The organism is Streptomyces sp. NPDC058279 (genome assembly GCF_042881255.1).
GTDB lineage: Bacteria > Actinomycetota > Actinomycetes > Streptomycetales > Streptomycetaceae > Streptomyces.
On sequence record NZ_JBHVYA010000009.1, the window covers coordinates 117,380 to 137,968 of the forward strand.

Annotated in this window: 11 protein-coding genes; 5 read left to right on the top strand and 6 right to left on the bottom strand. The window is 70.8% G+C overall.

Annotation, left to right across the window (positions count from 1 at the left end; translation table 11 throughout):
- Window positions 1-26 precede the first annotated feature (26 nt).
- Together ACFVXJ_RS19060 and gmd are read right to left on the bottom strand one after the other, a co-directional pair.
- A complete protein-coding gene (locus ACFVXJ_RS19060; protein WP_389663015.1) occupies window positions 27-2,810 on the bottom strand; it encodes a LamG-like jellyroll fold domain-containing protein in 2,784 nt (927 codons plus the stop codon).
- Between the two features lie 246 nt (window positions 2,811-3,056).
- A complete protein-coding gene (gmd, locus tag ACFVXJ_RS19065; RefSeq protein WP_389663017.1) occupies window positions 3,057-4,070 on the bottom strand; it encodes a GDP-mannose 4,6-dehydratase in 1,014 nt (337 codons plus the stop codon).
- Window positions 4,071-4,432: 362 nt separating this feature from the next.
- On the opposite strand from gmd, the gene ACFVXJ_RS19070 reads away from it, so the two are divergent.
- Entirely contained in the window at window positions 4,433-5,386 is a 954-nt protein-coding gene (locus tag ACFVXJ_RS19070; RefSeq protein WP_389663019.1) for a GDP-L-fucose synthase family protein, read from the top strand.
- Between the two features lie 28 nt (window positions 5,387-5,414).
- Here the strand turns inward: ACFVXJ_RS19070 and ACFVXJ_RS19075 are convergent, their stop codons facing one another.
- Window positions 5,415-6,899: a sugar transferase gene (locus tag ACFVXJ_RS19075; RefSeq protein ID WP_389663021.1), complete on the bottom strand. Its 1,485-nt coding sequence runs from the start codon at window positions 6,897-6,899 to the stop codon at window positions 5,415-5,417.
- 380 nt (window positions 6,900-7,279) lie between these two features.
- On the opposite strand from ACFVXJ_RS19075, the gene ACFVXJ_RS19080 reads away from it, so the two are divergent.
- Window positions 7,280-9,547 (top strand): M4 family metallopeptidase, encoded by a 2,268-nt coding sequence (locus ACFVXJ_RS19080; protein ID WP_389663023.1) that lies wholly within the window; start codon window positions 7,280-7,282, stop codon window positions 9,545-9,547.
- Between the two features lie 155 nt (window positions 9,548-9,702).
- Here the strand turns inward: ACFVXJ_RS19080 and ACFVXJ_RS19085 are convergent, their stop codons facing one another.
- Both ACFVXJ_RS19085 and ACFVXJ_RS19090 read right to left on the bottom strand, forming a co-directional pair.
- Window positions 9,703-10,689, bottom strand: coding sequence for a hypothetical protein (locus tag ACFVXJ_RS19085; protein WP_389663025.1), 987 nt, complete (start codon window positions 10,687-10,689; stop codon window positions 9,703-9,705).
- A gap of 238 nt (window positions 10,690-10,927) precedes the next feature.
- The gene (locus ACFVXJ_RS19090) at window positions 10,928-12,448 is read right to left on the bottom strand and encodes a DHA2 family efflux MFS transporter permease subunit (RefSeq protein ID WP_389663026.1); all 1,521 of its coding nucleotides are present in this window, start codon (window positions 12,446-12,448) and stop codon (window positions 10,928-10,930) included.
- A 127-nt stretch (window positions 12,449-12,575) separates the two neighbouring features.
- Between ACFVXJ_RS19090 and ACFVXJ_RS19095 the strand changes: the two genes are divergently transcribed.
- Window positions 12,576-13,577 carry an Lrp/AsnC family transcriptional regulator gene (locus ACFVXJ_RS19095; protein ID WP_389663027.1) on the top strand — a complete coding sequence of 334 codons (1,002 nt, stop codon included), beginning with the start codon at window positions 12,576-12,578 and terminating at the stop codon, window positions 13,575-13,577.
- Between the two features lie 35 nt (window positions 13,578-13,612).
- On the opposite strand, the gene glgP is transcribed toward ACFVXJ_RS19095, so the two are convergent.
- A complete protein-coding gene (gene glgP / locus ACFVXJ_RS19100) occupies window positions 13,613-16,258 on the bottom strand; it encodes an alpha-glucan family phosphorylase (protein WP_389663028.1) in 2,646 nt (881 codons plus the stop codon).
- Window positions 16,259-16,754: 496 nt separating this feature from the next.
- Between glgP and ACFVXJ_RS19105 the strand changes: the two genes are divergently transcribed.
- Entirely contained in the window at window positions 16,755-18,749 is a 1,995-nt protein-coding gene (locus tag ACFVXJ_RS19105) for a maltotransferase domain-containing protein (RefSeq protein WP_389663030.1), read from the top strand.
- Window positions 18,746-20,440 (top strand): maltose alpha-D-glucosyltransferase, encoded by a 1,695-nt coding sequence (treS, locus tag ACFVXJ_RS19110; protein ID WP_389663032.1) that lies wholly within the window; start codon window positions 18,746-18,748, stop codon window positions 20,438-20,440. Before ACFVXJ_RS19105 ends, treS begins: the two co-directional genes overlap by 4 nt.
- Window positions 20,441-20,589 lie beyond the last annotated feature (149 nt).

Below are 20,589 nucleotides of genomic sequence, written 5' to 3' on the forward strand. Positions count from 1 at the left end.
CCGTCAGGCGGGTGGTGCCTCGGCCGTTACTTGGGGCCGAAGGTGAGGATCAGCTGCGGCGCCGCGTCCGCGGCCGTCGCCTCCGAGGACCAGAGCCACAGCGGGTCGGTGCCGGTGCTCGTCAGGGCCATGCTGTAGCCGTTGGTGCCCAGCACCGCGGAGACGGCGGTGGTGTCCAGTTCGACGTTTTGGATCGCCGAGCCGTCCGGCACGCCCGCGAGGGATCCGAGCGGGGTGGTGCCGAGCGTCGGCTTGGTGTTGAACGTCGTGCCTGCGGCGCTCCAGGTACCGGTGACCGGTACCACGGACACGGTGTCGGCCGTACCGGCACCGGTCTGCGTCGTGGTCTTGACCTGGAGCGAGGCCGCCTTCAGGACCGTCCCGGCCGGGGCGGCCGGGACGTTGAAGCGCAGGTACGTCTCGTACGCGGAGGTGCCGCGCACCGCGAGCGAGGTGGACGTGCCGTAGGCCTGGCCGGGGGCGCCCTGGTTGATGTAGGTGTCCTCGGTCGTGACGACCTTGGAGACCGTGTCGGTGGGGGCCTTGGCGAGGTCGTAGTGGTTCTTGACCTGGGCCTGGGTCAGCACCGTCGGATAGACGGCCGTCTCGTCGATCTGTCCGGCGAAGAAGTTGCTCGTCGGACGGTTCGGCCAGCTGCTCAGGTTGTCGCCGCCCACGTGCCAGAAACCGGCGTACGGCTGGAAGTTGGTGACGTTCAGCGTGCCCTTGTTCTGGCCGTCCACGTACAGCGCCATGCCCGAGGGGCCCTGGGTCCCGACGACGTGGTGCCACTTGTTGTCGTTGTACGTCTCGAACAGACCGGTGGAGATGGTCCGGGTCGAGCCGTTGTAGACGCCGAAGACCAGCCGGCCCGTGTTGGTCATGTACAGCTGCTTGTCGTACGAGCCGCTGCTGCGGTCGGTGTTGTTGCCGAAGCCGATCAGCTTGCCGCCGCGCGTGGTGTTCGTCTTGAACCACGTCTCGATGGTGTAGCTGCTGCCGACCGTCTGGCGGTGGTCGCTGTAGACCTGCTGGCTGGTGCCGTTGAAGCCCATGGCGGTACTGGCGCCGGAGACGGCGCCGGGCGTCTGGCGCAGGGCCGGGGCGTTCAGCTGGATGCCGCTGGTGTTGCCGTCCGCGGACGAGTCGGCGACGTAGGGGCTGACGGTGTCGTCGTAGCGCCAGTACAGGTTGGCGCCGTCCGCGCGGACCTGGTTCGGGTACGACTGGACCGAGGCGGGGACCGTCACCGAGGCGGTGGCCGACAGGGCGCTGGTGTTGCCGGCGGCGTCGGTCGCGGTCACGCGGTAGGTGTAGGACTGGCCGGCCTTGACCGTGGTGTCGGTCCAGGACGCCTGCTGCCGCTCGAACTCCAGGGAGTCGGCGGTCATGGTGCGCGCCGGGGTGGACGAGCCGTTCCGGTAGATCCGGTACGTCAGCTTGCTGTCGTCCTCGTCGTAGCTGGTGCGCCAGCGGACCTGGACCTCGCCGGGCTTGACGCTCGCGGCGCTGACGACCGGGGTGGTCGGCGCGCCGACGTCACCGGTGGAGGCGAAGCGGGTCAGGCCCTGCTGCGCGACGCCGTTGACGGTGGTGAACTCGCCGCCGACCCACATGTACTTGGTGTCGCCCTTTTCCGCGACGGCCATCACGCGCGGGCCGATGCCCTCGCCGAGGCCGTCGTTGGTGTCGGGGAACCAGCCGAGCTTGCGGGGGCTGGCCACGAACCCGTCCACCGGCGCGGGCGGCGTGCCCTGGTAGTCGGTGGGCTCGGCCAGCAGGTGGTGCCGGCGGCCGTCGGGGTACTCGCCGTTGAGGGTGCAGTCGTGGGCGTGCGAGGAGCTGTAGAGCACTCCGTCGTACGGCAGCACGAACTGGGTCGCGCCGAGGCAGCGGTCCCGCCACTTCTCGCTGAAGTCGCTGAGGTTGAGGCCGATGCGGCCGTCGAAGACACCGCCGCCGGAGCCCTCGTTGCCGGTGTAGAAGCCGGTCGCGTCGGTGGCGATCGACTTGACGACCGAGTTGGACGGGATGGTGCCGTAGGTCTTGGCGACGGCGCCGGTCGCGGAGTTCACGACCGCCAGCGCGTGCGTGTTCTGGCCGTTGACGGTGAAGAAGTCGCCGCCCAGGATCACGTTCTTGCCGTCGGGGGTGACCGCGACCGCCCGGCCGGGCTCGTCGGCGTTGGCGGTGAAGGGCTTGAGCGCACCGGAGCCGGCGTCGACCGCGGCGAACCGCTCGCGGGTCTGGCCCTCGACGGTGCTGAAGTCACCGGCGGCGTACAGCGTGTCGTCGGTGACGGCGAACGCGCGCACGGTGGCGGGGAAGCTCGGGTGGAACGACGCCTTGGGGGTGCAGGTGTCGATGTCGATCGCGGCGACGCTGGAGACCGGCGTGCCGTTGACGGCGCCGAAGTAGCCGCCCGCGTACAGGGTCTTCTTGTCCTTCGAGACGGCCAGGGCGCGGACGGTCGCGCTGCCGTCGCCGACGGTGAAGGCGAGCTTGCAGGAGGTCGGGGCGCCCGTCGCGGCGTCGAGCGCCACGAAGTTCACCGCTTCCTGCTCCGTGCCGCTGCCGCTGCCGTCGGGCGGGCGGACCGCCGAGAAGGTGCCGCCGGCGAAGACCGTGCCGTTGGCCTGGGCCATCGCCCAGACGATGCCGTTGGGCTGCCAGGTGGGCAACTCGTCGGCGGTGAATGCCACCGGAGGCGTGATGGCGGACGCCTCGGGCATCAGCACCAGCCCTATACCGGTGCCGGCACCGGCCAGTGACAGGACGAGGGCAGCAGTCAGCCCTCTGGATCTACGCATGAGCCCCCCAGGGCAATCGCCCGGTTTGATGGCTGGAACTATCCGATCAGCCATATGTACTGGCGCAGAGTAGGGCTCACGCGAGAGCCCGCTCACCTCACTTGACCCATTGCATACCAACTTGGAATCAACGGGTTCCACAGGGAGGGTGCGCGGCGGACATACGGCGGTTCGCCCCGGTCACCCGGCAGGGATCTGCACGGCATGACCGGGACACGGCAAATCAATAGCCGAAATATAAGGCGTCTAGCGGTCGATCCGGACCGTCACGCCCGCCAGTTGGTCCTCGACCTGGCGGATGTCGGCCTCGACCATGATCCGGGCGAGGTCCGCCACCAGGACCGTCGGCTTCCAGCCGAGGATCCGCTGCGCCTTGGAGGCGTCGCCGATGAGGGCGTCGACCTCGCTGGGGCGCTCGTACTTCGGGTCGTAGCGGACGTGCTCGTTCCAGTCGAGGCCGGCGTGCCGGAACGAGGACTCGACGAACTCCCGCACGGTCGCGGCGACACCGGTGGCGACCACGTAGTCGGTGGGCTCGTCCTGCTGGAGCATCCGCCACATGGCGTCGACGTACTCCGGCGCGTAGCCCCAGTCGCGGACGGCGTCGAGGTTGCCGAGGTAGAGGTGGTCCTGGAGACCGGCCTTGATCCGGGCGACCGCGCGGGTGATCTTGCGGGTCACGAAGGTCTCGCCGCGACGCGGGGACTCGTGGTTGAAGAGGATGCCGTTCACCGCGAACATGTCGTACGCCTCGCGGTAGTTCACCGTGGTCCAGTACGCGAAGACCTTGGCGGCCCCGTACGGGCTGCGCGGGTGGAACGGGGTCAGCTCGTTCTGCGGCGGCGGGGTGGAGCCGAACATCTCCGAGGACGACGCCTGGTAGATACGGGTGTCCACACCGCTGGCCCGGATGGCCTCCAGCAGGCGCAGCGCCCCGAGGCCGGTGACGTCGCCGGTGTAGAGGGGCGCGTCGAAGGAGACGCGGACGTGGGACTGGGCACCGAGGTTGTAGACCTCGTCGGGGCGTATGTCGCGGAGCAGGTTCACCAGGGCGACGCCGTCGGACAGGTCCGCGTGGTGCAGGACGAGGGAGCGGTTCTCGGTCTGCGGGTCCTGGTAGATGTGGTCGATCCGCTCCGTGTTGAAACTGGAGGACCGCCGCACGAGCCCGTGCACCGTGTAGCCCTTGGAGAGCAGGAGCTCGGCGAGGTACGAGCCGTCCTGCCCGGTGACGCCGGTGATCAATGCGGTCTTGCCCATGTGGGGTCCCCCTGGGTGTCGTTGCGGTCTGTCGTGCCGGCCGGCGGTCTTCCACCGGCTCTGTCGAGGCTGCGCCTCATGGTGTGTGGCGGGTCCGCCGCGCCGTGGAGGGCGGCGGCCCGGAGTGCGGGGCGGGAGGGCCCGCGGCTGCGGCGCGCCTCAAGCCGCCGACCCGGCCCCAGGGGGCCGGATGGGTACCGTACACGCCCGTTCCGGAACGGCCTCCCCCACATTCGCCCCCTAGCGCCGCGGTCCGCACGGCATCCGCCCCGGAAAGCCCCGCCACTTCGGGACCGCGGCCCGCGGGCGGGGGCGGCCCCTGCCCCGTAAGCCCGCGGCGGCGGACTGGCATCATCGGCGGTATGACAAGTTCGCTGCCGCTCCTGCCCCCACACGCCCGGGTCTTCGTCGCCGGCCACCGCGGCCTCGTGGGGTCCGCGGTCGCCCGGCGACTGACCGCCGACGGCCACGAGGTGCTCACCCGCAGCCGCGCCGAGCTCGACCTGCGCGACGGCGCCGCCACCGAGGCGTACCTGCGCGACGTCCGCCCGGACGCCGTGGTGCTCGCCGCCGCCAAGGTCGGCGGGATCATGGCCAACAGCACGTACCCGGTGCAGTTCCTGGAGGACAACCTCCGGATCCAACTGAGCGTCATCGCCGGCGCGCACGCCGCCGGGGTGGGCCGGCTGCTGTTCCTCGGCTCCTCGTGCATCTATCCGAAGCTGGCCCCGCAGCCCATCAGCGAGGACGCGCTGCTGACCGGCCCGCTGGAGCCGACCAACGAGGCGTACGCCCTGGCCAAGATCGCCGGGATCGTGCAGGTCCAGTCGTACCGCAAGCAGTACGGCGCCTCGTACATCTCGGCCATGCCCACGAACCTCTACGGTCCGGGGGACAACTTCGACCTGGAGTCCTCGCACGTCCTGCCCGCGCTGATCCGCCGCTTCCACGAGGCCGCGGCCGAGGGGCGGGAGGAGGTCACGCTGTGGGGATCGGGCACGCCGCGCCGCGAGTTCCTGCACGTCGACGACCTCGCGGCGGCCTGCGCGGTGTTGCTGGAGAGCTATGACGGCGACGAGCCCGTGAACATCGGCTGCGGCGAGGACCTCACCATCAAGGCCCTGGCCGAAACGGTCGCCGAGGTGACCGGCTTCGAGGGCCGGCTCGCCTGGGACACCGCCAAGCCCGACGGGACGCCCCGCAAGCTGCTGGACGTCACCCGCCTGACCTCGCTGGGCTGGAAGCCCGGCATCCCGCTGCGCGACGGCATCGCGTCCACCTACCGCTGGTGGCTCGACTCCCTGACGTCGCGCTGACCCCGAGGCTGATCGCAAGGCCGGCCCCTCAGTACGCTCCGCGGCCGTCGACGACGGCGCGGAGCGTACGGCCCATGACGTCGACATCGCTGGTGAAGGACCAGTTGTCGACATACTGCAGATCAAGCTGAATCGTTTCGTCCCAGGACAGGTCGGACCGTCCGCTGATCTGCCACAGGCCCGTCATCCCGGGGCGCACGCTCAACCGGCGCAGCTCCACCTCGTCGTACCGGGCCACCTCGTCCGGCAGCGGCGGGCGCGGTCCCACCAGCGACATGCTGCCCGTCAGCACGTTGAGGAGCTGGGGCAGTTCGTCCAGGGAGGTGCGGCGCAGCAGGCGTCCCACCCGGGTCACCCGCGGGTCGCGACGCATCTTGAACATCAGGCCGTCGTTCTCGTTGGCCCCTTCCAGCCCGGGCTTGAGCCGGTCGGCGTCCACGACCATCGTGCGGAACTTCCACATGACGAACGGGACCCCGTCGCGCCCGATCCGGCGCTGGCTGTAGAAGGCGGGGCCGGGTGAGCTGAAACGTATCGCCAGGACCAGGGCGAGGAACAGCGGCGACAGCAGCAGCAGTCCGACGGCGGCCCCCGTGCGGTCCAGGGCCGACTTGAGCAGCGTCTGCACACCCCGGCTCACGGGCGGCGCGATCCGCAGTACGGCGAGGCCGCCGGCGGAGAGGGTTTCCAGCCGCTTGACGGATATCTCCACCAGACCGGGGAAGACGGCCAGTTCCAGACCGGCGTCGTGCAGGGCCCAGGCGACCCGGCGCAGCCGCTCCCCGGTGATGCGCACCCCGGGGGCGACGAGCACCAGGTCGGCCTGGTGGCCGCGGACGGCGGCCAGTACAGCGGTGGCGTCCGCGTTCGGGCCGAGCGGGGTCGCGTCCAGCCGGGTCGCGACGGGTACGCCGCTGTCGAGTTGCCCCTCGCCGACCGGGACGACGCCGACGACGACGTAGGGGTGGTCGGTGCGCGAGGCGAGGTGTGCGATCACGCCTTCGGCCGCCTCGGGTTCACCGACGACCAGGACTCGGCTGACCGCCTGGGCCTCCCGGCGGGCGGCGGCGAGGTGATGGTACGTCAGTTTGCGGCAGGCGACGGTGATGAGCAGGGCGGGCAGCAGCGCCCCCAGCGCCGCCAGTCGTGGGGTGCTCTCACCGGTCACCACCCGGGCGACGGCGAGGACACCGATCAGAATCAGCCAGTCGTGGACGACGGGCAGCACCCCGCGGGATTCCCCGAGCACGCGGGTCGCGTAACGTCGACGCAGTGCCTGGACCACGGTCCAGGCCAGGGCCGCGCCGACCGCGCAGTAGACCGGCCGGGTCTGCTGCGCCGCGTCGAAGACGAGGCCGACGGGAACCGCGGCGCCGAAGAAGTCGGCCGTGACCGCCGCGGGAAGGTACCAGCGCGCCTTGTCGCCGAGTCGGCGCGAAGGCGCGGACGTCGGCCCGGTCGGTTCAACGGCCGTCCCGGCCACTCTTTGCGCAGGAAAATGGACATGCCTCATGGGCCCCCCTGGCACGTGGTCTATGACAGTGGCGTAGGCCCGTGGCTTCCCCTGGCGACGGGCGTCTGACGCACCGGCAAACAGTACGACAAACCCCCGTACGCTAGGTGCCGTTTGCGTTAACGGGACTCCTCGTTGCTCAAGTTTCACCAAGCGGTATCTGTTGTTCCGGGCGTTTCATCCTTCTCTCTCACACAAAAGTGAATGGTTCGGATACCGGATACGTCTCTTCGGACAACGGACTGTTTCCAGCCAACCTTTTGATGTGGCCCTGACATCAACGTCCGCAGGTGACACTCTTCGACCGTTCATCGCACCAACCCTGATCTGCCCGGAGGCCCACCCAGCGTCCGGAACCCCCCTCGCAGAAGGAGTTTGCGTTGAGTTTCACCCCTCAGCGGCGTGCCACCGCGGCCGGCGCTCTCGTTGCCGCCACAGCCCTGCTCGCCGTAGGCATTCAGGCCGGAACCGCCACCGCCGACGCCACCGCGTCGCAGTCCACCAAGGCGGCTCAGCCCAACCCGGGCGCGGCCGCACGCCTACTCAGCGCTTCGGAGCGTGCGACGCTCCTCGCCGACGCCAACTCGACCACCGTGCAGGCGGCGAAGGCCCTCGGCCTCGACGCCAAGGAGCGCCTGGTCGTCCGTGATGTGGTCCAGGACGCCGACGGCACCACCCACACGACGTACGAGCGCACGTACGACGGCATACCCGTGCTCGGCGGAGACCTGACGGTCCACGCCAAGGGCGGTGTCACCAAGAGCGTGACCAAGGCCACCAACCACGAGATCAAGGTGGCGGACACCAGCCCCTCCGTCGCCCCCTCGGCGGCCGAGAGCCAGGCCGTCTCCTCCGCCAACGCCGCCGGCGCCAAGCAGGCCAAGCCCTCCAAGAACGCCCGCAAGGTGATCTGGGCCGCCGAAGGCGTGCCCGTCCTCGCCTTCGAGACCGTCGTCGGCGGCCTCCAGGACGACGGCACCCCGAGCGAACTGCACGTGGTCACCGACGCCAAGACCGGCGCGAAGATCACCCAGTGGCAGGCCATCGAGACCGGCACCGGCAACACCATGTACAGCGGCCAGGTCACGTTGGGCACCTCGCAGTCGGGCAGCAACTACACGCTGACCGACGCCGGCCGCGGTGGTCACAAGACCTACGACCTCAACGGCGGCAGCTCCGGCACCGGCACCCTCTTCACCAACACCACCGACGTCTGGGGCAACGGGGCCGCCTCCAACCGGGCGACCGCGGCCGCGGACGCCCACTACGGCGCCCAGCTGACGTGGGACTACTACAAGAACGTGCACGGCCGCAATGGCCTGCGCAACGACGGCGTCGCGCCGTACAGCCGGGTCCACTACGGCAACGCGTACGTCAACGCGTTCTGGGACGACAGCTGCTTCTGCATGACCTACGGCGACGGCACCGGCAACACGCACCCGCTGACGTCCATCGACGTGGCCGCGCACGAGATGACGCACGGTCTGACCTCGGTCACCGGCAACATGACCTACAGCGGTGAGCCGGGCGGTCTGAACGAGGCGACCTCCGACATCATGGCGGCGAACGTCGAGTTCTACGCCAACAACCCGCAGGACGTCGGCGACTACCTGGTCGGCGAGAAGATCGACATCAACGGCGACGGCACGCCGCTGCGCTACATGGACAAGCCCAGCAAGGACGGCGGCTCCAAGGACTACTGGTCCTCCAGCCTCGGCGGCCTCGACGTCCACTACTCCTCGGGCCCGGCGAACCACGTCTTCTACCTGATGTCCGAGGGCTCCGGCGCCAAGGTCATCAACGGCGTCAGCTACAACTCGCCGACCTCGGACAACCTCCCGGTCACCGCGATCGGCCGCGACGCCGCCGCGAAGATCTGGTTCCGCGCGCTGACGGTCGGCTACTTCAAGTCGAACACCAACTACGCGGCCGCCCGTACGGCGACCCTCCAGGCCGCCGCCGACCTGTACGGCCAGGGCTCGACCACGTACAACAACGTGGCCAACGCCTGGGCCGGCATCAACGTCGGGGCGCGCATCACCTCCGGCGTCTCGGTCACCCCGATCGCCAACCAGACCACCCAGGTCAACACCGCCGTGAGCCTTCAGGTCCAGGCGACCAGCACCAACGCGGGTGCGCTGAGCTACGCGGCGACCGGTCTGCCGGCCGGCCTGTCGATCAACTCCTCGACGGGTCTGATCTCCGGTACCGCCACCACCGCGGGCACGTCCAACGTGACCGTCACGGTGACCGACTCCGCGGGCAAGACGGGCACGGCATCCTTCACCTGGACCGTCGGCACGTCCCAGCAGAACGTGTTCGAGAACACGAACGACTACCAGATCGCGGACAACTCGACCGTCGAATCCCCGATCACGGTGACCCGCACGGGCAACGCCCCGAGCACCCTCAAGGTGGACGTCAACATCGTCCACACCTACGTCGGTGACCTGAGGGTCGACCTGGTCGCCCCCGACGGCTCCGTCTACAACCTGCGCAACCGCACCGGCGGCAGCGCGGACAACATCGTCCAGAGCTTCACCGTGAACGCCTCCTCCGAGGTCGCCCAGGGTGTCTGGAAGCTGCGGGTGGCGGACCTCGCCGCCGCCGACACCGGCTACATCAACAGCTGGAAGCTCACGTTCTGACCCCTGACGGGGTGACGGGGGCCGAGCCGTTCGACGGCTCGACCGATTGATCGCGGGGCCGCCCGGGAGACGACCTCCCCGGGCGGCCCTGTTCCACGACGCGGGAGAGCCCGGCACCCACGGGGGTGCCGGGCTCTCCCGTCGTGCGTGGCGGGTCAGCCGATGGAGCGGAAGATACGGTCGAACATGTCGGGACCCTGTTCGGCGGGCCGACCCTGCTCCTCTTCCTGCCGGGCCTGCTCGTCGCGCATCCGCTGCTCGTCGCCGGCCTGCTGGTCCTGCCGGGCCTGGTCGTCCCGGCGGGCCTCCTCCTGGCGTGCCTGCTCCTCGCGCCGGATCTGGTCCTGCCGGGCCTGGTCCTCGCGCTGGGCCTGCTCGTCACGGGCCTGCTGGTCACCGGCCTGGTCCTCGCGGGGCTGGTCCTCGCGGGGCTGGTCCTCGCGGCCCTGCTCGTCACGGGCCTGCTCGTCACGGGGCTGGTCCTCGCGGGCCTGCTCGTCACGGGGCTGCTCGTCACGGGCCTGCTGCGAGCCGGGCTCGTCCGTCCGCGGCTTCACCGACGGGCGCACGGCCGGCTTGGTGGCGTTGTGGTGCGGCGCACCCGGCAGGCCCGGCCGGGCGTCGTGACGGCCGCGGTCCTCGTCCCCGTTGCCGAAGTCGTCGCCCCGCCCGTCACCCCGACCGTCGCCCCACCCGTCGCCACGCTCGTCGCCGCGCTCGTCGCCACGCCCGTCCTGGCGACCCTCGTGGCGGCCTTCGTTGTCGTCGTCCACCGGCTTGAAGAGCACCGAGCGGACCTGCACGCCGTGCACCCGCTGCCCCGGCTCCAGCACGCGCTCCGCGCGCTCGCCGCAGTCGCGGTCCCGGAACAACACCGCCAGCGACTCCGTCTCGTTGCGCACGGTGGTCGCCGGGTTCTCCCACGAGGTGCCCGTCAGCCGGTAGCAGGTGTCGTTGTCCGCCGGACGGATCTGGCGGTGCTCGTCGCCGCCCTCGTCGTCATCGTCGACGAGGTACTCCAGCCGGCCCAGTGAGCGGCGGCCGTCATCATCGTCGTGGTCGACCGCCAGGGACGTACCGGCGGTGGGCAGAACGAGGGCGAGAGCACCGAGGAGTGCGGCGGCGGTGGTACGAGCACGCATGAAGAGTCCGTTCTCTGGTCGGCTGGAATACCGGTCCGGTGGCATCCAGCCGGCAGCGTAGGAGCGGACGGATCAGGCGAAACGATTCAGCATGGCCGGCGCGTTCGAAGGTTCACCCTCCTGGATCGGTCGGCGGGGCCCATACGGCAGTCCCCGCGCCGGCCCCCGAAACCCGACCCGACCGCCCCGACCCGACCCGACCCGCTTCCGCCGCGATCCGGTCCGGGCGACGGCCCCCTCAGACCCGGTCAGACACCGCGACGGCCCCGGCCGCCCGGGCCCCGGCCTTCGCCGCGTCCCCGCTCCGTCCCGCCGAACGGATCAACAGGACGACGGCGAAGGCTCCCACCAGCCCCATCACCCCCGAGGCGACGAAGGTCTCGCGCAGCCCGCTCACGAAGGCCGCCTCCACCCAGGACTTCGCCTCCGGGGCCGTCGCCAACAACCGCCCCGCCCCGCCCGACGCCAGCGCCTCGGCGGTCCCGCGCGGCCGACCGGCGTCGGCCAGTCCGTCCGCCAGCCCGGAGTGGAAGAGGGAGCCGAGCACCGCGATGCCGAAGGCCATGCCCAGTTGCCGCGCCGTGTTCAGGGCGCCGCCGGCCATGCCCGCCCGGGCCGGGGCCACCGCCCCCATCACCGTGGCGGCCAGCGCCGGGATCGCCGCTCCCACCCCGGCGCCCGTCACCAGCAGCCCCGGGACCAGCGCCGGCCAGCCGTCGCCCGTGTCCAGCATCCATGCCTGGAGCAGCGCGCCCACCCCGATCAGCACCCCTCCGCCGCCGATCGTCAGCCGCGCCGGGGCCCCGTGCAGGAGCCGCCCGGCCAGGGCCGAGACGAGGAACGCGGCCAGGCTCATCGGCACCAGTACCAGGCCCGCGCCGATCGGGTTCATCCCCTCGACGGACTGGAGCCAGAGGGAGACGTACATCAGGTACGAGAACGCCGCCCCGGACAGCAGCAACGCGGCGGCCATGACGCCGACGAAGGTCCCGCTGCGGAACAGCGAGAGGTCCAGCATGGGGTGGTCGCTGCGCAGTTCGACGAGGACGAAGACGGCGAAGGCGACCGCGCCCAGGCCGAGGAGGCCGAGCGTGGCGGCGGAGGTCCAGCCGTTCTCGCCGGCGCGGATCAGCGCGTATGTGACGGCGCCCGCCCCGGCGGTGAAGGCGGCCATGCCGGGCAGGTCCAGGCCCTTGGCGTGCGGGTCGCGGGAGTCGGTGACGGCCTTGAGCGTGACGTACACCGCCAGGGCGCAGACGGGCAGGTTGATGTAGAAGATCCAGCGCCAGCCGAAGTGTTCGGTCAGCAGCCCGCCGATGATCGGGCCGGCCGCGGCGGCGGCGCCGTTGACGGCGCCCCACACGCCGAAGGCGATCCCACGGTCACGGCCCTGGTAGGCGGAGCTGAGCAGGGCCATGGTGGTGGCGAACATCGCCGCGCCGCCGAAGCCCTGTACGGCGCGGAAGGCGATCAGCGCGGCGGGGCCGGTGGCCAGGCCGCAGGCGAGCGAGGCGGCGGCGAAGACCACGATGCCGCCGAGGTAGACGCCGCGGCGGCCGATCCGGTCGGCGAGGGAGCCCGCGCCGAGCAGCAGGGCGGCCAGCGCCAGGGCGTATATGTCCATCACCCACTGGAGGGAGGAAAACCCGGTGTGCATGTCGGCGGCCATGTCCGGCAGGGCGACGGTCACGATCGTGACGTCGACCAGGAGCATGAAGGCCCCCAGACAGACCGCCGTCAACGGCAGCCACTTGCGCATGAAATCTCTCCTCGTCGGGGGTGGTGGTTCGGTGGGCCCACGGTCCCAGCCGGCACGCCCGGTCCCCCACCCGTCACCCGTCTGCCGCCGGATTTCCGTCATCGACGGCCCTGGAATGATGGAAACCATGAACCGCACCCCACCGACCGAGGAGCTCGACCTCCTCGACCGCTCCTTGATCCAGGCGCTGATGATCGACGGACGGGCCTCCTTCAGCCGGCTCGCGGAAGTGCTGGAGGTCTCCGACCAGACCGTGGTGCGCCGCTACCGGCGGATGCGCTCCGGCGGCATGATCCGGGTGATCGCCCTCCCCCAGGGCCGCCGCGTCGGACTGTTCGAGTCGTGGCTGCGCGTGCAGTGCGCGCCCGACGCGGCGCTGGTGGTGGCCGAGGCGCTGGCCCGGCGGCCGGACATCTCCTGGGTGAAGCTCGGCTCCGGTGGGACCGAGATCCACTGCCTGACCAAAGCGCGCACCCGCGCCGACCGCGACGGCCTGCTGTTGGAGAAGCTTCCGCGCACCCGCCGGGTGACCGGGGTCAGCGCGCACACCCTGTTGCGGATCTTCGTCGGGGGCCCGGAGCGGTGGTGCGGGCTGGACGTGCTGCGGCCCGAGCAGGTGGCCGCGCTGGAGCGGCCGCCGGTCCTCCCGGGGCGGGAGCGGCACACCCTGGACGAGGTCGAGCTGGCGCTGCTGTCGGTGCTGGGCCGGGACGGGCGGGCCGGCTACCCCGAACTGGCCCGCGCCACGGGCCTGTCGGAGTCCACCGCGCGCCGCCGCCTGGAACGGTTGCGGGAGCTGGGGGCGCTGTACCTGGACGTGGAGCTGGTCCCCACCCGGCTCGGCTACGAGGCGGAGGCGACCTTGATGCTGACCACGGCGCCGTCCCGGCTGGCGGAGGCGGGCGCCGCGGTCGCCCGGCACGATGAGGTGCCCTTCGCGGCGGCGGTGACCGGGGCGGCGAACCTGCTGGCCGTGGTGGTCTGCCGGGACACGGAAGCGCTCTACACGTACCTGACGGAGCGGATCGGCGCCGTGCCGGGCATCGAGCGGGTCGAGGTGATCCCGACCCTGCGGAACATCAAGCGGGCCGGGATGCTGGTGGAGGACGGGCGGCTGATCGACCCCTGAGGTCCGGGCCGCCGCCCGCCCTCCCGTGCCTCACCTCACCTCAGCAGGACCCCGCCCACCGCGTCGGTGCCGGCGGCGTCCGGGGGCCCGGCCACCAGCCCGAGTTCGGCCGGGCTCGCCAGCAGCGGATGGGCGGGCAGGATCCGTACGGTGTAGCCGTAGGGCCCCGTACGGTCGAGGGCGAGCGGGCCCTCGTAGACCCAGCGGCCCTCCAGGTCCGGCCCGGAGGCCGGTTTCAGCGGGAAGGTCCGGGCGCCCTGGATCACGTCCTGGGCGTCCACCCGACCCGCCACGGCCTGCACCTCGACGTCCTCCGGCGCGAGCGCGTCGAGCGCCACCCGTACCCGCAGGGTGAGGGTGGCCCCCAGCTCGGCGGTCCCGCCGACGGGGGCGGCGGCGAGCGCCTCCACGTGCTCGACGGCGACCCCCGGCCAGGCCGCGCGGACCCGGCCCTTCCACCAGGCGAGGTCCCGCGCCGGCTCGGGTCCGAGGGCGCGGTGCGCGAGGGCCGCGGGGGCGTAGAGCCGTTCCACGTACTCGCGCACCATCCGCCCCGCGAGCACCTTGGGGCCGAGGGAGACCAGCGTGCGCCGGACCATCTCGATCCACCGCTCGGGCAGTCCGCTGCGCCCGGCCCGGTCGTAGAAGCGGGGCGCGACCCGGCTCTCGATCAGCTCGTAGAGGGCGTTGGCCTCCAGGTCGTCACGCCGTTCCACGTCCGTCCCGGCGCCGTCGGCGGTGGGGATGGCCCAGCCGAAGTCGGGCTCGAACCACTCGTCCCACCAGCCGTCCAACACGGAGAGGTTGAGGCAGCCGTTGAGGGCGGCCTTCATCCCGCTCGTCCCACAGGCCTCCAGCGGGCGCAGCGGGTTGTTCAGCCAGATGTCGCAGCCCGGGTAGAGCTTCTGGGCCATGGCCATGCCGTAGTCGGGCAGGAAGACGATCCGGTGCCGTACCCGGGGGTCGTCGGAGAACCGCACCAGCTCCTGCACCAGGCGCTTGCCGCCGTCGTCGGCGGGGTGTGCCTTGCCCGCGACCACGATCTGCACCGGCCGGTCGGGGTCGAGCAGCAGCCGGCGCAGCCGCTCGGGGTCGCGGAGCATCAGGGTGAGCCGCTTGTAGGAGGGGACCCGGCGGGCGAAGCCGATGGTCAGCACGTCGGGGTCGAGTACGGAGTCCACCCAGCCCAGTTCGGCGTCGGCGGCCCCGCGCTGCTTCCACGAGGCGCGCAGCCGGTCGCGCACCTCCTGCACCAGCTTTTCGCGGAGCACCCGGCGCAGGTCCCAGACCTCCTGGTCGGCGATGCCCGCCACGGCGTCCCAGCGCGGGGAGCCGCCGACGGACAGGGCGTCCTCGGTGCGGCCGGCCCCGATCTGGCGGGCGCCGAGCCGGACCACTTCGGGCGCCACCCAGGTCGGCGCGTGCACGCCGTTGGTGATGGAGGTGATCGGCACGTCGACCGGGTCGAAGCCGGGCCACAGGCCGGCGAACATGCCCCGGCTGACGGCGCCGTGCAGGGTGGAGACGCCGTTGGCGCGCTGGGCGAGGCGCAGGCCCATGACGGCCATGTTGAACACCCCGGGGTCGCCGCCGGGGTAGGACTCCGCGCCCAGTTCGAGGATCCGCTCGACGGGTACGCCGGGCAGTTCGCCGCCGTCGCCGAAGTGGCGGGCGACCAGGGCGCGGTCGAAGCGGTCGATGCCGGCGGGGACGGGGGTGTGGGTGGTGAACACGGTGCCGGCGCGGACGGCCTCGACGGCCGCGTCGAAGCCCAGGCCCTGTTCGCCTTCGAGTTCCCTTATGCGTTCGAGGCCGAGGAAACCGGCGTGTCCCTCGTTGGTGTGGAACACCTCGGGGTCGGCATGGCCGGTGAGCCGGCAGTACGTCCGTACCGCCCGGACCCCGCCGATGCCGAGCAGCATCTCCTGGAGCAGCCGGTGGTCGCTGCCGCCGCCGTAGAGCCGGTCGGTCACCTCGCGGGCGGCGGTGTCGTTGTCCTCCACGTCGGAGTCGAGCAGCAGCAGCGGGACCCGTCCGACGCGGGCTTGCCAGATGTGCGCGTGCAACGACCGCCCGCCGGGGAGGCTCAGGGTCACCCGGGCGGCCGTACCGTCGGCCTCGCGGACGAGGGCGACGGGGAGCTCGTTGGGGTCGAGGACGGGGTAGTGCTCCTGCTGCCAGCCGTCGCGGGAGAGCGACTGGCGGAAGTAGCCGTGGCGGTAGAGCAGTCCCACGCCGATGAGCGGGACGCCGAGGTCGCTGGCGGACTTGAGGTGGTCGCCGGCGAGGATGCCGAGCCCGCCGGAGTACTGCGGGAGGGCTGCGGTGATGCCGAACTCGGGGGAGAAATAGGCGATGGCGGCGGGCAGGTCCCCACTGTTCTCGTGGGTCTGGTACCACCTCCCGCCGTGGACGTAGTCGTCGAGGTCGGCGGCGGCCACGGCCAGCCGCCGCAGGAACCGCCGGTCGCCGGCGAGCTCCTCCAGACGGCCGGCGGACACGGCGCCGAGCAGTCGCACGGGGTCGCCGGCAGCGGCCTGCCAGCCCTCGGGGTCGACGGATTGGAAGAGTTCGCGGGTTTCCGCGTGCCAAGACCAGCGCAGGTTGCGCGCGAGGTCGGCCAGTGGCAGCAGCGGCTCGGGGAGGACGGGGCGCACGGTGAATCGACGGATAGCCTTCACGTGTTCCACCTTCGCAGGGGATCGCGGATCGGAGCGGCCGCACCACGCTGTGCGGCCGCGCATCCGTCCACTTCGGTCCACTTCCGGAGCCACGAGACTAGCCGGCGACCGGCTCGCACCGCCACGGCGCCGACGGGCGCGCGGGCCGCGAACGCGGTATACCGGTGTAGGTCCGGGAGTCCTCAGCCGACTTGACGGAGCCTCGGTGAATGTCGAGCCGGGGCTTGGTTATCGGCGTGCCACTACGTACGAGTAGTTAACCAAGCACGCGGATTGGGCGGGACGAGAGTGGGAAGGGCTCCCCGGGTACACGCACGGCGCACACCGCCCACCACCTCCCGCCACCCGAGTGAACGCGGACAGGAGCGGCCATGCCCGCAGCCCAGCCGTCTTCTGAACGGCTAGAAACAGAGCGAACAGAGCGTGCACTGCCGGCTGCCCCGTCAGCCGGACCGTTGCCACCGAGCCCCGCGAACTGCCTCCAGGTGATCCCATCATGATCGGTCGCATTCCCGTGCTGGACGTCCGCCCTGCCGTCGACTGCGGCGCCAGACCCGCCAAGGCGGTCGTGGACGAGGTCTTCCGGATCTCGGCCACCGTGTTTCGCGAGGGCCACGACGCGGTGTCGGCCCACGTCGTGCTGCGAGATCCGAGCGGACGGCTGCGGCCGCCCGTGCCCATGTACGAGCTGGCCCCCGGTACGGACCGGTGGGGGGCGCGGGTCTGCGCCGACACCGAGGGGCGGTGGACGTACACCGTCGAGGCGTGGAGCGACCCGATCGCGACCTGGCGGGCGCACGCCGCCATCAAGATCCCCGCGGGCATCGACACGGGGCTGATGCTGCTGGAGGGCGCGGAGCTGTACGCGCGCGCCGGCGGCAAGATCCCCAAGAAGGACGGGCGGGCGCACGTACTGGCCGCCGCCGAGGCGATGCGCGACGAGGATCGGGAGGTCTCGGTGCGGTACGCGGCCGCCCTCGCGGCGCCGGTGACCGAGGCCTTCGCCCGGCGCCCGTACCGGGAGCTGGTCAGCGCCGCGAAGCCGCTGCCGCTGCTCGTCGAGCGCAAGCGCGCCCTCTTCGGCTCCTGGTACGAGATGTTCCCCCGGTCCGAGGGAGCCGTGGTGGAGCCGGGCTCGGCCCCGGTGAGCGGGACCTTCCGGACCGCCGCCGAGCGGTTGCCCGCGATCGCCGCGATGGGCTTCGACGTCGTGTACCTCCCACCCATCCACCCCATCGGCAGCACCTGGCGCAAGGGCCCGAACAACACGCTCTCGGCGCGCAGTTGGGACCCGGGCGTGCCATGGGCCATCGGGTCCACCGAGGGCGGGCACGACGCCGTCCACCCCGAGCTGGGCACGATCGAGGACTTCGACGCGTTCGTGGCCCGGGCCCGGGAGCTGCGGATGGAGATCGCCCTCGACTTCGCGCTCCAGTGCTCGCCCGACCACCCGTGGGTGGAGAAGCGGCCGGAGTGGTTCCGCCACCGGGCGGACGGGACGATCGCGTACGCCGAGAACCCGCCGAAGAAGTACCAGGACATCTACCCGATCCACTTCGACACCGACATGGCCGGCATCGTCGAGGAAACGGTCAGGATCCTTCGGCACTGGATGGACCACGGCGTCCGGATCTTCCGCGTCGACAACCCGCACACCAAACCCGTCGTCTTCTGGCAGAAGGTGATCGCGGACATCAACAAGACCGACCCGGACGTGATCTTCCTGGCGGAAGCGTTCACCCGCCCCGCGATGATGCGCGCCCTGGCCTCCGTGGGCTTCCAGCAGTCCTACACGTACTTCACCTGGCGCAACACCAAGGCGGAGCTGACCGAGTACCTGACCGAGCTCACCGACGACCGTTCCGCCGCCGTCATGCGGCCGAATTTCTTCGTCAACACGCCGGACATCCTGCACGAGTACCTTCAGCACGGCGGACGTCCCGCCTTCGAGGTGCGGGCGGTGCTCGCCGCCACCCTCTCCCCCACCTGGGGGATCTACGCCGGGTACGAGCTGTGCGAGAACGAGCCGGTCAAGCCGGGCAGCGAGGAGTACCTGAACTCCGAGAAGTACGAGTTCCGGCCACGCGACTGGGCCGCCGCCGACCGCGAGGGCCGCACCATCGCCCCGCTGATCACCACCCTGAACCGGGTCCGCCGCCGCAACCCCGCCCTCCAGCAGCTGCGCGACCTCCACTTCCATTCGACCGACAACGAACAGGTGATCGCCTATTCGAAGCACTCCGGGGCCAATTCCGTACTGGTGGTCGTCAACCTCGATCCGCACCACACCCAGGAGGCGACCGTCTCGTTGGACATGCCGGTACTCGGCCTCGACTGGCACGGGTCCCTCGCGGTGCGCGACGAGCTCACCGGCGAGACCTATCACTGGGGCAGGGCGAACTACGTGCGCCTAGAGCCGGGTCGGACGCCCGCGCACGTACTGGCCGCTCTGCGACCGTCCCCGCCCACCGGAGGGTCACCCATCACATGATGATCAACGATCCCGTCCACGACACGTTCGAGGACACCCCCGCCAAGGACCGCGACCCCGACTGGTTCAAGCGGGCGGTCTTCTACGAAGTCCTCGTCCGCTCGTTCCAGGACAGCAACGGCGACGGCGTGGGCGACCTACAGGGCCTCACCTCCAAACTCGACTACCTCCAGTGGCTGGGCGTGGACTGCCTCTGGCTTCCGCCGTTCTTCGCCTCCCCGCTGCGCGACGGGGGCTACGACGTCTCCGACTACACCTCCGTCCTGCCGGAGTTCGGCGACCTCGCCGACTTCGTGGAGTTCGTGGACGCCGCCCACCAACGCGGTATGCGGGTGATCATCGACTTCGTCATGAACCACACCAGCGACCAGCACGAGTGGTTCCAGCAGTCGCGCAAGGACCCTGACGGACCGTACGGCGACTACTACATGTGGGCCGACAACGACAAGCAGTACCAGGACGCCCGCATCATCTTCGTCGACACCGAGACCTCCAACTGGACGTACGACCCGCTGCGCAAGCAGTACTACTGGCACCGCTTCTTCTCGCACCAGCCGGACCTGAACTACGAGAACCCGGCCGTCGTCGAGGAGATCATCTCGGCGCTGCGCTTCTGGCTGGACCTCGGCATCGACGGCTTCCGCCTCGACGCCGTGCCCTACCTGTTCGCCGAGGAGGGCACCAACTGCGAGAACCTCCCGCGCACCCACGCCCTCCTCAAGCGGGTCCGGGCCGAGATCGACGCGCACTACCCCGACACCGTCCTGCTCGCCGAGGCCAACCAGTGGCCCGAGGACGTCGTCGACTACTTCGGCGACTTCACCAAGGGCGGGGACGAGTGCCACATGGCGTTCCACTTCCCCGTCATGCCGCGCATCTTCATGGCGGTGCGAAGAGAGTCCAGGTACCCCGTCTCCGAGATCCTGGCCAAGACCCCGGCGATCCCGGACCGCTGCCAGTGGGGCATCTTCCTGCGCAACCACGACGAGCTCACCCTCGAAATGGTCACGGACGAAGAGCGCGACTACATGTACTCCGAGTACGCCAAGGACCCGCGGATGCGGGCCAACATCGGCATCCGGCGCAGGCTCGCCCCGCTCCTCGACAACGACCGCAACCAGATGGAGCTGTTCACCGCCCTGCTCCTGTCGCTGCCCGGCTCGCCGGTGCTCTACTACGGCGACGAGATCGGCATGGGCGACAACATCTGGCTCGGCGACCGCGACGGCGTGCGCACGCCCATGCAGTGGACCCCGGACCGCAACGCCGGTTTCTCCTCCTGCGATCCGGGCAGGCTGAACCTGCCGGTCATCATGGACCCGGTCTACGGGTACCAGGTCACCAGTGTCGAGGCGGCGATGGCATCGCCCTCCTCGCTCCTGCACTGGACGCGCCGGCTCATCGAAGTCCGCAAGGCGAACCCCGCCTTCGGGCTGGGGTCGTACACCGAACTGCCGTCGACCAACCCGGCGGTGCTCGCCTTCCTGCGCGAGTACGGGGACGACCTGGTGCTCTGTGTGCACAACTTCTCGCGCTTCGCCCAGCCCACCGAGCTGGACCTGCGCTCGTTCAACGGGCGGGTGCCCGTGGAACTCACGGGCGATGTGCGGTTCCCGCCGATCGGCGAGTGGCCGTACCTGCTCACGCTCGCGGGCCACGGCTTTCTGTGGTTCCGCCTGCGCAGTGAGTAGTCCGGCTTCGAATAGCGGGTAACGGCGGTACGGGGCGGGCGCGCGAATGGGTCAATCGCCCGCCCCTGTACGGATCATCCTGACCCGACACTCGCCCACCGCCGGACAGCAACCATCGCCATCCGGGACACTCTGCGCATTCTGTGACG

Bases quoted from the DNA above. Each gene is read 5' to 3' on its own strand.
- ACFVXJ_RS19060 (WP_389663015.1), bottom strand. From the start codon at position 2,810: ATGCGTAGATCCAGAGGGCTGACTGCTGCCCTCGTCCTGTCACTGGCC.
- treS (WP_389663032.1), top strand. From the start codon at position 18,746: ATGATGATCAACGATCCCGTCCACGACACGTTCGAGGACACCCCCGCC.
- ACFVXJ_RS19090 (WP_389663026.1), bottom strand. From the start codon at position 12,448: ATGCGCAAGTGGCTGCCGTTGACGGCGGTCTGTCTGGGGGCCTTCATG.
- ACFVXJ_RS19085 (WP_389663025.1), bottom strand. From the start codon at position 10,689: ATGCGTGCTCGTACCACCGCCGCCGCACTCCTCGGTGCTCTCGCCCTC.
- ACFVXJ_RS19075 (WP_389663021.1), bottom strand. From the start codon at position 6,899: ATGAGGCATGTCCATTTTCCTGCGCAAAGAGTGGCCGGGACGGCCGTT.
- ACFVXJ_RS19105 (WP_389663030.1), top strand. From the start codon at position 16,755: ATGATCGGTCGCATTCCCGTGCTGGACGTCCGCCCTGCCGTCGACTGC.
- ACFVXJ_RS19070 (WP_389663019.1), top strand. From the start codon at position 4,433: ATGACAAGTTCGCTGCCGCTCCTGCCCCCACACGCCCGGGTCTTCGTC.
- gmd (WP_389663017.1), bottom strand. From the start codon at position 4,070: ATGGGCAAGACCGCATTGATCACCGGCGTCACCGGGCAGGACGGCTCG.
- ACFVXJ_RS19095 (WP_389663027.1), top strand. From the start codon at position 12,576: ATGAACCGCACCCCACCGACCGAGGAGCTCGACCTCCTCGACCGCTCC.